The sequence below is a fragment of the Massilia rhizosphaerae genome, from assembly GCF_016093545.1.
Lineage (GTDB): Bacteria > Pseudomonadota > Gammaproteobacteria > Burkholderiales > Burkholderiaceae_D > Telluria > Telluria rhizosphaerae.
Window position 1 is genome coordinate 67,243 of sequence record NZ_JADKYX010000015.1, and the last position, 13,831, is coordinate 81,073.

Annotated in this window: 6 protein-coding genes and 1 tRNA gene; 6 read left to right on the forward strand and 1 reads right to left on the reverse strand. The window is 61.1% G+C overall.

Annotated features, from left to right (window positions below; translation table 11 throughout):
- Nucleotides 1-77: 77 nt before the first annotated feature.
- From ISF28_RS20585 to ISF28_RS20610, 6 genes are all read left to right on the forward strand, one after another.
- A tRNA-Arg gene (locus tag ISF28_RS20585) sits at nt 78-153 on the forward strand.
- Nucleotides 154-754: 601 nt separating this feature from the next.
- Nucleotides 755-3,991, forward strand: a complete 3,237-nt coding sequence (locus ISF28_RS20590) for a helicase-related protein (RefSeq protein ID WP_198119053.1) — start codon at nt 755-757, stop codon at nt 3,989-3,991.
- Nucleotides 3,988-4,770 (forward strand): DUF4391 domain-containing protein, encoded by a 783-nt coding sequence (locus ISF28_RS20595; RefSeq protein WP_229519244.1) that lies wholly within the window; start codon nt 3,988-3,990, stop codon nt 4,768-4,770. The genes ISF28_RS20590 and ISF28_RS20595 overlap by 4 nt, the downstream gene beginning before the upstream one ends.
- A gap of 2 nt (nt 4,771-4,772) precedes the next feature.
- A complete protein-coding gene (locus tag ISF28_RS20600; RefSeq protein WP_198119054.1) occupies nt 4,773-6,629 on the forward strand; it encodes a DUF8451 domain-containing protein in 1,857 nt (618 codons plus the stop codon).
- A gap of 22 nt (nt 6,630-6,651) precedes the next feature.
- Nucleotides 6,652-8,520 (forward strand): site-specific DNA-methyltransferase, encoded by a 1,869-nt coding sequence (locus ISF28_RS20605; protein WP_198119121.1) that lies wholly within the window; start codon nt 6,652-6,654, stop codon nt 8,518-8,520.
- Nucleotides 8,521-8,522: 2 nt separating this feature from the next.
- Nucleotides 8,523-11,519, forward strand: coding sequence for a type III restriction-modification system endonuclease (locus ISF28_RS20610; RefSeq protein ID WP_198119055.1), 2,997 nt, complete (start codon nt 8,523-8,525; stop codon nt 11,517-11,519).
- Nucleotides 11,520-11,685: 166 nt separating this feature from the next.
- On the opposite strand, the gene ISF28_RS20615 is transcribed toward ISF28_RS20610, so the two are convergent.
- Nucleotides 11,686-13,821 (reverse strand): site-2 protease family protein, encoded by a 2,136-nt coding sequence (locus ISF28_RS20615; protein ID WP_229519245.1) that lies wholly within the window; start codon nt 13,819-13,821, stop codon nt 11,686-11,688.
- Between the last annotated feature and the right edge of the window lie 10 nt (nt 13,822-13,831).

The window sequence follows — 13,831 nt, forward strand, 5'->3', positions numbered from 1 at the left end:
AATTTCCGGCGGTGATGGCCGCTGCCCCATAGACGACGCCCGCGAAAGTCTGTATCCTTCGCATCACTTCGACCAGCGCGGCTGTAGCTCAGTGGATAGAGTATTGGCCTCCGAAGCCAAGGGTCGTGGGTTCGATCCCCGCCAGCCGCGCCATAAAATCAGACACTTAAGAAATCTGGCATTCCTCTTGATGAGGCGGAATTGCACTGGGCGTACAGAGCCAGCAGCATATCTTGCTCATCGCTGGGCATTTGGGCTACCTGAGCGGCAAGCCGGGTGCCGAAAAAGCCAGCAAAGCGACCTCCCCAAACCGCGAGCTGTAGACCGACATCTCGCAATCGACCCACAGCATATTTTTTAGACGCACGTTCGCGGTGATGTGCTCGTGCGCTTTTACGCCATCTTGGTTCAGTCTGAACAGCACGTTCTCTTCTTTGAGACATTGCCTTCCGACAGGGCTTGCGGTAACGTTTTGCGTCGATTTGGACGTCGTGAGGCCGCACGTCATCAAGGTTGAATAGTGTTCACGAGGAAACACCAAGAGTGAAGCCGTCAGTTGCTAGAATGACTGCGTGCCCCAGGCGACGTGCGTCTGATGGAGCGTCGTGCTGCCCGGTGACGTGTTCCAGCTAGAGGCACAAGATTTCATTACCGATATTGGATACTGACTGTTGGGTCGACACTGAGGCGACGTCGGGCCGGTTTGAGCCGAAGAACGGGCGCAGGTAGTTGGCGGACATTTGGGGGAGAGTTCATGAGGCTTGTGCAAAACAGCGGCTCAGACCGCGTGATCGACCTCCTGTTGCCGCATTTGGTGCCTGGGAGCAGGCTGGGCTGCGTCACGCCTTCGTTTTCGCTGCATGCGTTCGCCGAACTTCGCGAAGCGTTGGATGGGCTGGAGCAAGTCCAACTCGTCCTGCCCGCTGACGACGATCAGTTGGAGCTTCTTGGTGGAGAGGGCGATCGCGTCCAGCGGAACCGTCTTCAGGCCCGATGGTTGGCGAACCAGTGCGCGCAGTGGTTGGCGCAGAAGACAGAGGTCCGTCGCGCGCATGGCCGAGTTCCGCAAGGCGCCGCCGTATTGACGGGTGCAGGCGACGCGCCTGCTCAGGTAGTGCTGGGGTCCTTCGCTCTCAGCTCCGAAGGCCTGGGTCTGGCCCCAGGTAACCCTTTGAACCTCATCCAGGCCTCGGAGTCGGCCGACGAGGCCCGCACGCTGGCACGCTGGTTCGACCAGCAGTGGAGCGCGCTGCGGCATCAGTCCGACGGCGCCCAGAGCCTGATCGACGCCCTGAAGGGTATGGCGGCGCATCGTCCGCCGTTCGAGGTATATGCCCTGATCCTGCATCACCTGCTGGGCAACCGTGACGAGACGCTGGACGAGGACCGTATCGTCAAAGCGGCCACCGGCATCCGCAACACCGTCATCTGGAAGAAGCTCTTCAAGTTTCAGCGTGATGGCGTCGTGGGAGCTATCGACAAGCTGGCCCGCTTCGGCGGCTGCATCATCGCCGACAGCGTGGGTCTCGGCAAGACCTTCGAAGCCCTGGCCATCATCAAGTACCATGAGCTACGGAACGACCGTGTACTGGTACTGGCCCCGAAGCGCTTGCGTGACAATTGGACGCTCTACAAGGCCAACGACCGCCGCAACATCCTCGCCGCGGACCGGTTCAATTACGACGTTCTGAACCACACGGACCTATCGCGCGACGGTGGGCAGTCCGGTGACATTGACCTCGCGCACGTAAATTGGGGCAACTACGACTTGGTCGTGATCGACGAGTCGCACAACTTCCGCAACAAGAAGTCCCCCAAGCAGGGTTCCGAGACCCGCTATCACCGGCTGATGCGCAAGATCATCCGCGAGGGGGTCAAGACCCGGGTGTTGATGCTCTCCGCAACCCCGGTTAACAATCGCTTGTCCGACCTGCGCAATCAGATCGCTTTCGCCACCGAAGGCGACGACACGGCGCTGCAGAACCATGGCATCGACAGCATCGAGCAGACGACCCGCAAAGCGCAGGTACAGTTCAATCGCTGGCTGGACCTGCCCGAGGAGGAACGCAACCCTGGCCGCTTGGTCGAGATGCTGGGATTCGACTACTTCACTCTGCTCGACCATCTGACCATCGCCCGTTCGAGGAAGCACATCGAACGATATTACGGCACGGAGGAGACCGGCCGGTTTCCGGAACGCCGCACACCAATCAACATCAAGGCCGACGTCGACACGGCCGGGCAGTTTCGGGCGATCCGTGAGATCAACCTCGAGATCAGGCGGCTTAACCTTGCCTGCTACGCGCCCATGCGCTACGTCTTGCCGCATAAAGCGGACGCCTACGACGCCAAGTACAGCACCGAAATCCGCGGCGGCGAAAGCATATTCCGGCAGGCCGACCGTGAAGAGAGCCTGATTCATCTGCTGCGCGTCAACGTGCTCAAGCGCATGGAGAGTGCCGTTTCCTCGTTTGCGCTCACCATCCAGCGGCAGCTCAAGGATGTGGAGACTACGTTGGCCCGCATCGACGAGCATGCCGTGGAGGCGGAGGAAGTCGAGGAACTGGGCATCGCCGACGTCGACATCGACGATCCGGCGTTCGAGCAATTGCTGGTCGGCCGCAAGGTCAAGGTACTACTCAGCGACGTGGACCTGCACCGCTGGAAGCAGGATCTCATCGAGGATCGCAATCGACTGGACAATCTGCTGAAGGCAGCGCAGCAGGTGGACCCGGCACGCGATGCCAAGCTGGCCAGGCTGCGTGAGGTGATCGCGCTCAAATGCCGCGAGCCCATCAACCATGTGGGCGGCCGGCCCAACCGCAAGGTCATCATATTCACCGCATTTTCCGATACGGCTCAGTACCTCTACGCTCAGCTTGCGCCGTGGGCCAAGGAGGCCTTGGGGCTCGAATCCGGTCTTGTGACCGGCACGGCCGGTATCCAATCCACGCTGCCGGGCCTGCGCAAGAACATGAGCAGTGTTCTCTCCGCCTTCGCTCCCCGTTCCAAGGAGCGCCCGGCCGAGCTGGCGGAAGAGGGCGAAATCGACTTGTTGATCGCCACCGATTGCATTTCCGAAGGTCAGAACCTGCAGGACTGCGACTGGCTCATCAACTACGACATCCATTGGAACCCGGTGCGGATCATCCAGCGTTTCGGACGCGTGGACCGCATCGGTTCGCCCAATCAGAGTGTCCAGCTCGTCAACTTCTGGCCCAATATGGAGCTGGAGGAGTACATCGGCTTGGAGCAGCGCGTGAGCGGCCGCATGGTGTTGCTGGACGTGTCGGCCACCGGCGAGGAGAACCTGATCGAGCAGCAGTCGGGCAATCCGATGAACGATTTGGAGTACCGGCGCAAGCAACTGCTGAAACTCCAGGATACCGTCATCGACATCGAGGACCTTTCGAGCGGCGTTTCCATCACCGACCTGACCTTGACCGACTTCCGTATCGACTTGGCGCAGTTCCTGAAAGAGCATCCCGGCGTGCTCGAGGAGGCGCCGCTGGGCGTCTACGCAGTGACCGCCACCATTGATCCCGACATTCCCCCCGGCATCGTCTTCTGCCTTCGGGCGGAGGGTGCGGCTGCGGCGAAGAGCGAGACCTCGGACTATCCGCTGGCACCGATCTACCTCGTGCATGTCGGCGATGACGGTGCCGTCCTCCTGCCCTATCCGCAGGCGAAGCGCATCATGGACAGGCTCAAACGTGTGGCGTTGGGCCGTGAGCTCCCGGATGACGGCGCTTGCGCCCGGTTCGACCGGCAGACCCGTCAGGGTGAGGACATGCGCCATGCGCAGAAGCTTCTGGCGGCGGCCATCGCCTCGGTCGTGGGCAAGGCGGAAGAGCGTGCCGTGGCCAGCCTGTTCTCACCGGGCGGCACCCACGCCATGAAGGGTGAGTTTGCCGGCGCAAACGATTTCGAGGTATTGGCGTTCATGGTGATCCTGCCGAGCGGCTCGTCAGCTCAAGTGGGCTCGGCTTGAGCGACGGCGCGCGTATCCTGCACGACACCATCGTGGCGTCCCTTGCCTTGCCGGCCAGTTGCAGGGTGGACCAGCGCGTGCCCAAGAAAATGCTGGTGGAGCATGGCGGCGCGACCGCCGCCGACCGCCGATTGCTGACCGAGGGCATCGCCGAGGCCCACTGGCTGGCGGCGCTCAAACCCGCCACGCTGGCGGTGCCGGCGTGGCGGGATGAGGTGAGGGATTATCTGGAGTTGGCCGTACTCACTGTGGAGCTTCGTGCCAGCCATGCCCAGGCTGCTCAGCGTCGGCGGCTCGGTGAACTGATTCATCGCGCTGTGCCTTATCCGGTACTGTTGCTGGTCCTGACCGCGGACCTGGTGGAACTGAGCCTGGCGCACAAGCGCGCCGCTCAGAACGAGACGGGCAGGATCGTGCTGGATGGCGAGGTGGTCGGCCTGGTCCTGGGTGAGGAACAACCTGTACCGCAGGGGTTGCTTGCGGCCCTTGCCACCGATCGCCAACCTTCCCAGCACCTGATGGCGTTGTACCAAGGCTGGATCGACACGGTGATTGCGGCCCACGCGGCGAGAGTGACCGGTCACTTTGTCGTTGCCGCGACCCCGGACCGGGCCGCTTCGCGCCGGGCCGCTTTGCGGGAGCATCAACGTCTTGAGCAGGAGGCGGCCCGTTTGCGGGCGCTGGCTGCCAAGGAACATCAGATGGCCAAACGCGTGGAACACAACCTGGCCTTGCAAAAGGTGCAGGCTAGACTGCTTGCAGTCAAGGAAGAGCTCTGACCATGAACGACGCCAACCGCAGTGCGGAGGACCTGCTGCAGGAATTGCAGTCTATCGACGAGTCTCACCGTATAGAGGCAAAGCGGTGCACCCGGATCGATCGTTCCGTCATGGAGACTGTCTGTGCATTTGCCAACGAGCCGGGACTGGGCGGGGGCCATTTGCTGCTGGGCGTGGTGCGGGACCCGCATGACCTGTTTGGAACGGCCTATGAGGTCGTCGGCGTGAGTAATCCCGACAAGTTGCAGTCGGATCTGGCCAGCCAATGCGCCAGCGTGTTCAATCGGCCGTTGCGTCCCCGAATAGCCGTCGAGACCATCCAGGATAAGACGGTGATCGCCGTCTATGTGCCGGAAGCTGCGCCAACCGACAAGCCGATTTATTTCAGCAATCTGGGCTTGCCGCGCGGCGCCTTCAGACGTGTCGGGCCGACGGATCAGGAGGGCAGCGAGGATGACCTCATAACGCTCTATGCGGGACACCAGACCGATACCTTCGATGGGGCCGTTCTGGCGGACACGGACCTGAGCGACATCGACGCCGGCGCCGTCGACGACTATCGACGTCAACGGTCCAAGATCAACCCTAACGCCGAGGAGCTCGCCTGGAACGACCAAGACCTGTTGCGCTCGCTTGGTGCCCTTATGAGACAAGGGGATCAGTTGAAGCCAACGGTGGCTGGACTGCTCCTGTTCGGCTCTCCACAGGCATTGCGGCGGTGTTTCCCCATGATGCGCATCGACTATATCCGCGTACCTGGTCGACAGTGGGTCGAGGATCCGTCGCATCGTTTCGACACCATGGAGATCCGCGCGCCACTGCTGACTGCCATCCGGCGGGCGACCAATGCCGTGCGCGACGAACTGTTTCAGAGCTTCTCCCTGCCGGAAGGCGCCATCGAGCGGGAAGACGAGCCGACCTTGCCGCTACGGGTGATCCGTGAGGCCATCGTCAACGCGGTGATGCACCGCAGCTATCGCATTCACGGTGCCATCCAGGTCATCCGGTATGCGAACCGGCTCGAAGTCCGCAATCCCGGGCACTCGATCAAGGCCGAGGAGCAGCTCGGGGAGCCGGGGAGCGAGACGCGCAACCCGCGCATCGCCGCAGTGCTCCACGAGGTGAACGTGGCGGAAACCAAGGGCAGCGGCATCCGTGCCATGCGGGAGCTGATGGTGCAGCACGACCTCCTGCCCCCGACTTTCGAGTCCACGCGCAGGCCCGACCAGTTCGTGGCCACCTTCCTGTTCCACCATTTCCTGGGCAAGGACGACCTCATATGGCTGAGGCGGTTGACGACCGAGGCCTTGAGCGACGAGGAGGCGCGTGCGCTCGTCTTCGCCAGGGAAGTCGGCGCCATTGACAACGCCGCCTACCGGATGATCAACCGCACCGACACGCTGAATGCGTCGACCCACCTGCGTAGGCTGCGCGACCTTGCGTTGCTGACCATGAAGGGGAGCGGGAGCCGTACCTATTACCTTCCGGGACCGGTGTTCGAAACGATGGCTGTTCAAAGTACGCCAAGACTGGTGCCCAGTACCGATTTGGGCACCACCCCTCCCGATTTTGGGCACCAGTCCCTGGTGCCCATCCCCGAGGCTATCCGGGACCAGATCGTCGCGGCGGGAACCAAACCACGCCAGAAAGAGGTGCGCCGGCTTCTTCTGGCCCTGTGCCAGTGGCGCCCATTGAGTTCGCGCGAACTGGCTGCCGCACTCGGCCGCCAAGACGTCAAGAAGCTCGTCAGAAATCATCTCAGCCCCATGGTAGCGGAGGGCTTGCTGGCCTACACCATTCCCGAAATGGAAAATCATCCCGATCAGCGATATACAATCCCCGGATCGCCACAGAATTGAACCATAGCAACGACTCATGACCATGCAGAAAATAGACGTCACCTCGCCCGCGGCCCAGTCCGCCGACCTGGTGGCCAGCAACATCGCCCGACTCAAAGCTCTTTTCCCGGAGCTCATCACGGAAGGCTCCAAGGGCGCCGCAATCAACGTGGACGTACTCAAGGCTTTGGTGGGCGACGCCACAGTCACCGACACGGATGAGAAATACGGCCTGAACTGGCATGGCAAGCGACGGGCACGTCAACTGGCGCTGACGCCCAGCACCGGGACGTTACGCCCCTGCCCCGAGGAAAGCGTGGATTGGGACAGTACTCAGAACCTCATGATCGAGGGCGACAATCTGGAGGTATTGAAGCTGCTGCAGAAGAGCTATGCCGGCAAGGTCAAGCTTATCTACATCGATCCGCCATACAACACGGGCAGGGATTTCGTGTACCCCGACAATTTCCAGGACAGCGTCAAAAACTATTTGGAATTAACAGGCCAAGTTGATGGGAATCTGAAGATTACTAGCAATACTGAATCTGGCGGTAGGTTTCATACAGAATGGCTGAATATGATTTACCCGCGCCTAAAGGTCGCAAGAAATTTGCTGACGGAAGATGGCGTAATATTTGTTTCTATTGGGGATCAGGAAGTGCAGCACCTTAGAAACGTAATGGACGAGATTTTCGGCTCCGAATGCTTTTGCGCAACCGCAATTTGGGAAAAGGCAGACTCCCCTCGCAATACGGCACGGCAATTCTCGGAAGATCACGATTTCATTCTCGTTTACTCCAGAAGCCCCGAATGGGCTCCTAGCAAACTGCCTCGCACGGATGAGGCGAACTCAATTTACGCGAACCCTGATAACGATCCAAGGGGGGAGTGGATCGCCGGTGATCCGTTTGCAAATAAACCTTATTCCAAAGGCAACTATGAAATTGTTGGCCCAACGGGTCGTACTTTCGCGCCGCCTCCTGGACGTTTTTGGCGTGTATCAGAGGAGAGATTGAGAGAGTTGGACGCGGATGGTCGCGTTTGGTGGGGGCCCAAAAAAGACGCTCGGCCCAGCATCAAAAGGTACCTCACTGAGGTCGCAGACCTCACACCGCGAACGCTTTGGAAGAAAGAGGATGTGGGAAGTAATCGGACCTCCAAGAATGAACTTCGATCCTTGTTTCCGGATAGCGAGTCTTTTGATACGCCGAAGCCGACGAAATTGATTCTTCGAATGCTTCAATTGGCTACGTCGAAGGACGAAAGTGATATCGTAATGGATTTTTTTGCGGGCTCTGGGACGACTGGTCACGCAGTTTATCTTGCGAACCAAGAGGATGGGGGGGATCGAAGGTTTATTCTGGTTCAGTTGCAAGAACCAATTACAGACGGCGCATTCAAAAGTATCTCGGATATTACAAAGCAGCGGCTGCGCCGCGCCGCAAGAGTTATTGCATCCAACACAAAGGCTGCGCTCGATTTAGGCTTCCGTGCGTTTCGCCTTGACTTGTCCAATTTGCGAGCGTGGAGGCCCGGGTCCGGAAATCTTGAGTCCGACCTCTTGGCTCATCAGGAACATTTGTTGCCAGGGCGTTCCGAGCAAGACTTGCTCTACGAACTCCTACTCAAACTCGGCCTCGACCTGTGCGTTCCCATCCAGCAGCAAGTCATTGCAGGCAAGTCCGTTCACGCAGTGGGCGCCGGCGTGCTGCTGGCCTGTCTGACTGAGAGCATCGCCGCCAACGAGGTGGAAGTCCTGGCGGAAGGCATCGTCCAGTGGCATCGGCAGCTTGCGCCAGTCGGCGAAGTCACGTGCGTGTTCCGCGACAGCGCTTTTGCCGATGACGTCGCCAAGACGAACATGGCAGCGATCCTGCAGCAGCACGGCATTCAGAACGTTCGGAGCCTGTGAGCATGAAGCTGCATTTCGAGCCTGACCTGGACTACCAGCAGCAAGCCATCGAATCCGTCTGCGACCTGTTCCGCGGCCAGGAGATTTGTCGTACCGAGTTCACCGTCACCATGCGCCTGCCCGAACAGCAACTCACCCTGGGCGTGGCGGAAACCGACCTGGGGGTCGGCAACCGTCTCAGCCTGCTGGATGACCAGCTGCTGAAGAACCTGCAGGACGTTCAGCTGCGCAACGGCTTGGCCCCGGCCAGCGCGCTGGCGTCCGGCGACTTCACGGTGGAGATGGAAACCGGCACCGGCAAAACCTATGTCTACCTGCGCACGATCTTCGAGCTGAACAAGCGCTATGGCTTCACCAAATTCGTCATCGTGGTGCCTTCCGTCGCCATCAAGGAAGGAGTTTACAAGTCGCTGCAGATCACGGAGGACCACTTCAAGGCCCTGTATGCGGGCGTGCCGGTGGACTTCTTCCTGTACGACTCCACCAAACTGGGGCAAGTACGCAACTTCGCCACCAGCTCTGCCATTCAGGTGATGGTGGTCACGGTCGGGGCCATCAACAAGAAGGACGTCAACAACCTCTACAAGGACAGCGAGAAGACTGGCGGCGAGAAGCCCATCGACCTGATCCGCGCCACTTCCCCCATCGTTATCGTCGACGAGCCCCAGAGCGTGGACGGCGGCCTGAGCGGCGCGGGCAAGACCGCGCTGGACGCCATGAATCCGCTGTGCACCCTGCGTTACTCGGCCACCCACGCTGATAAACACCATATGGTATTTCGGCTGGACGCGGTGGACGCCTACGAGCGCAAGCTGGTCAAGCAGATCGAGGTGGCGGCGGCCACTGTGGAGGACGCCTTCAACAAGCCCTACGTGCGGCTGCTGGGCGTCACCAACAAGCGCGGCCGCATCAGCGCGCTGGTGGAATTGCACGTTCAGGAGGCCGGGGGACCGAAGCCGAGGGAGGTGTCGGTCAGCGATGGGGACGACTTGCAGCAGGTCACCAAACGAGCGATCTATGCCGATATCCGTGTAGGCGAAATCAATACCGCCAAGGGCGGTGAGTTCATGGAGCTGCGCTACCCGGGAGGCGAAGAAGCCCTTGTCATCGGTCAGGCGTACGGCGCCGTGGACGAGTTGGCTGTGCAGCGTGAAATGATCCGCCGCACGATCCGCGAGCATCTCGAGAAGGAGAAATTGCTGCGGCCGAAGGGCATCAAGGTGCTGTCGCTGTTCTTCATCGAGTCGGTGGAACGTTACCGCAAGATCGATGCCCAGGGGCAGGCTGTAAAGGGCGACTACGCACGCATCTTCGAGGAAGAATACCGCCGTGCGGCCAAGCTCCCGAATTTCCAAAGCCTGTTCGCCGAAGTGGACCTGACCACTGCGGCCGAGGAGGTCCATAACGGCTACTTTTCCATCGACAAGAAGGGTGGCTGGACGGAAACGGCGGACAACAACGTCGCAGGTCGCGAGAACGCCGAGCGGGCCTACAACCTGATCATGAAGGAGAAAGAGCGGCTACTGGACTTCGCCACGCCGCTGAAGTTCATCTTCTCTCACTCGGCTCTCAAGGAAGGCTGGGACAATCCCAACGTGTTCCAGATCTGCGCCCTGCGTGAAATGGGCTCCGAGCGCGAGCGTCGCCAGACCATCGGCCGGGGCCTGCGCCTGTGCGTGAACCAGGCCGGGGAGCGAGTACGAGGTTTCGACGTCAACCGGCTCACCGTGATCGCGACCGAGTCCTACGAGGACTTTGCGGAGAACCTGCAGAAGGAAATCGAGGCCGACACGGGCATCCGCTTCGGCATCGTGGAACCGCACCAGTTCGCCGGCATCCCGGTGACGAGCGCCGATGGGCAGGTGGCGGCCCTCGGGATAGAGCAATCCGAGCAGCTGTGGGAGCACTTGAGGGTTACCGGGTACATCGACGCCAAGGGGAAGGTGCAGGACTCGCTCAAGCAGGCCTTGAAGGATGGTACGCTTGCCTTGCCCGACGCGTTCTCCGCACAGCGTGCGCAGGTGCTGGAGCTGCTGCGCAAGGTCAGCGGCCGTCTGGAGGTCAGGAACGCGGACGAGCGTCAATCGGTGGCACTGCGCAAGGGCGCGGACGGTAAGGCGATCACGCTAGGCGATGAATTCAAGGCCTTGTGGGACCGCATCAAGCACAAGACGACCTACCGGGTTCAGTTCGATAACGCCAAGCTGCTTCAGGATTGTACGGAGGCGCTGCGTGACGCGCCGCCCATTCCCAAGGCACGTCTGCAATGGCGAAAAGTCGATATCGCCATAGGCAAGGCTGGCGTCCAGACCGCCGAGCAGAAGAACAGTGCATACACCGTGGTGCTGGAGGATGCAGGTATCGAGCTGCCCGACCTGTTGACCGACCTTCAGGACCGCACCCACCTGACACGCCGTAGCCTGGTCACGATCTTGACCAATTCGGGCCGGTTGGAAGACTTCCGCCGCAATCCGCAGCAATTCATCGAGCAGGCGGCCGAGCGAATCAACCGTTGCAAGCGCTTGGCCCTGGTGGATGGCATCAAGTACCAGAAGCTGGGTGAGCAGCAGTTTTACGCTCAGGAGCTGTTCGAGCAACAGGAGCTGACAGGCTATTTGAGAAGTATGCTGGAGGACACGGCCAAGGCCATTCATGAGCATGTCGTTTACGATTCCGCCACCGAGCGTGATTTCGCCCAGGCGCTGGAGTGCAACCGGGACGTTGTCCTTTACGCCAAGCTGCCTAACTGGTTCAAGGTCCCTACGCCGCTGGGCAGCTACAACCCAGACTGGGCCGTGCTGTTGCAGAAAGACGGCATGCAGCGTTTGTATTTCGTGGTGGAGACCAAGAGCAGCCTGTTCGCCGATGATTTACGCGACAAGGAGTGGGGCAAGATCGAGTGTGGCAAAGCGCATTTCGCTAGCTTAGCTACCGGCGAGAACCCGGCGCGTTATCTGGTGGCAAGATCCTTTGATGATGTGCTGCGGTCGGTGAGCTGATCGACTGCCCTTGTTTCAAGGACTTATAGCAAAACGCGCGACTTTTCCGAGCTCTGCTACCGTCCTCCGAAGCCAAGGGTCGTGGGTTTGATCCCCGCCAGCCGCGCCATGCCTTCTTCAGGAAATCAACGAGTTAGTCGATGGTTTGCAGGCCGTGTTAACGCAATCAGAACCCCGCCTCCCGCCTGAACAGTCCCAAGGCACTGCGCGCATAGCGCAGGCCGGGCGGCATCCAGCGGCCCGAGATGACGATCTTGCCGCGCCAGGTATGCTGGGATGCCGTTGCGTTCGACGTCGTCGGTTTCAAGGTGACGCGGTACACCGGACGCTCAGGATACAGCTCGCCATGCTTCTCGCGGGCGACCACGCTGCCGCCGAAGAGTGTGGCAAGCTCGGGCTCCGGCAATACCCTGCTCGCGTCGGAATCGATGCCGACGACCTTCAGCGGCATCACCGGCCCGCCGGGGCTGTCCGCGTAAAATGTTGCCGAATCGCCTGCTGAAATGCGTCTGACATCGTCTTCGTCGACGTAGGCGATCACCAGTTCCCCTTGATCCGCGATCAGTGTTGCCAAGGGTTCCCGTGCGCTCAACCAGATGCCGGGACGCAAATCCGGAGACAGGTCGCGCAGCACGCCGGAAAAAGGCGCTGCCGGTGCGTAGCGCGCGGCATCCGCCTGGACAGCCGCCATTTCCGCCTTGGCGGCGCTTAACTGTACGTTGGCGACTTGCCATTGGGCTTGCAGATCCTTGTCGAACGCGCCCGACGTTGCCAGCCAGCGCAGGCTGTCCGCGCGTGCCGCGGCGCTGTTGCGCCGGCTCGACAGATCGGGGGAAGTCATCTTGAGCAGCAATGTGCCTGCCGCCACATGCTGGCCTTCCGCGACCGGCAAGGCGACAACCTGCGCGTGCGGCGGTGCGTAAATGACGAGTTGCGCGGCGGGGCGCAGCAAGGCGCCGGCCGTCAGGCGCGCCGGCAGCGGCACCGCGAAGAGCGCGGCCGCCGCCAGGGCAACCGCCATGCTGCCGCGCGCGCGCGGCAGGCGCCGCAGGACGGGCCACATGGTCTTCCAGATCTTGAGTTCCCGGTACAGCGGCAGGAATACGAACCAGCCGATTTCCACTGCAAACAGCATGATGCCCACGGCCTTGATGAAAAAGGCATAGACCAGCGCCGCGATGCCGAGAAAGACGGTCAGACGATAGATCCACGTCGCATAGGCAAAGAGGATCAGGCCGGTTTTGCGCGGACGCGGGAAATGTTCCGGCGCCGGTATGCCGAGGCCGAACAGCCGCTCGCGCATGTCCCAGCGCGCGAGCGCGAACGCGCGCGCATGCAGGTTGGGCATCTCGAGCCAGTCGGACAGCAGGAAATAGCCGTCGAATCGCATGAAAGGGCTGGTATTGATGGCGACGCTGGCGACCCATGTCGTCGTCGCCAGCAGGAACGCGAGGGATTTCGGCGTGCCGTCCGGAAGCAGCGCCCACGCCAGCGTGGACCACGCTGCCACGGTCAATTCCGTCAATATCCCGGCGGCGACGACAGCCAGGCGCTGGCGCCGTTCGGTCAGTTTCCACACTTCGTTCGTGTCCGTATAGGCCACCGGCCACATGACGAGGAAGGCCACACCCATCGTCGGCACTTTGCAGCCCAGCCGCTTGGCCGTGAAGGCATGACCGAGTTCATGCAGCGTCTTGACCGCGGCCAGCGTGACACCGTAGCTGACCACGCCCGACCAGCTCATGGTGTCGACGATGGTCGCGGCGAAGCGGTCCCATTGCCGATAGACTTCCACCGCGCCCCAGCCGAAGGCGCCGAGCGTCAGGAACAGGAACGTCCGCGAATAAAAGAAATCCAGCCGGGGCGCCCAGCTGCCCAGCCAGCGGTCGGGTTTCAGCAGCGGTATCCGGAAAAACAGGTAATTGTGGAGCAGCCACTGCCAGAGGGTGCCGCGGCGCTTGCGCAGGTTTGCCGCGAACGCGGCCGCGCTACCGGGCAATGGTTGCAGCAATTGGTTGTCGCTCAGGAATTCGACAATCTCCATGACTTCGTCGGCCGACATCTGCAGCGTCGTTTCGCTGCCGAGGGCGGCAGCGACCGCGGCGGCGTTGCCAAGATGCCAGCGGCTCAAGACCTCGAAGGTGGGCCAGTCGATCTGGAAAAACTGGTTGCGTACCGGGTCGTGCAGCGTATGGCTAGGCTGGCCGTCCGCCAGCACCGGGCCGGGCAGCAGGGCCAGCTCTTCGCGCAGGGCAGGCAGGGGCATCGCGGACGGGGCGGTCGAACGGGCGAGGGACTGCATGATGTCGGCG